The 342-nt window shown below is 44.4% G+C and carries 1 protein-coding gene; it reads right to left on the reverse strand.

Annotated features, from left to right (window positions below):
• Window positions 1-342 (reverse strand): aminotransferase class I/II-fold pyridoxal phosphate-dependent enzyme (locus tag AB4496_RS29025; protein WP_372133580.1); only part of this gene is annotated, 342 nt, incomplete at both ends.

A 342-nucleotide genomic window follows, 5' to 3' on the forward strand; every position in this document is an offset into this window, starting at 1 on the left:
CGCTCATAAAGCCTCTCTACACAAACAGAATGAGGCAGCTCTATCCAAAGGAAATAACCACCTTGGCTTTTATGAATCAGAGCACTCGTAGGCAAACTGGATTCGAGAAGTGCTATATGCGCCTTCTTCCTTTCATTCAGCAGTTTACGAAGCTTTTTAAGGTGGTTGTCATAACTATAAAACGTCAGGTAGTGAGACAAGCCAAGCTGAATCGGAATACTGCTGGAGAGTGTCGATAGGTGCTGCAATCTCTGAATCTTTAACGCTTGTTTCCTTGCAACTACCCAACCGATTCGAAAGCCGGGCGACAATGATTTGGAAAACGAACCGCACAGCATGATT

It is taken from the genome of Vibrio sp. 10N.222.46.A1 (assembly GCF_041473595.1).
Taxonomy (GTDB): Bacteria; Pseudomonadota; Gammaproteobacteria; order Enterobacterales; family Vibrionaceae; genus Vibrio; species Vibrio tasmaniensis_A.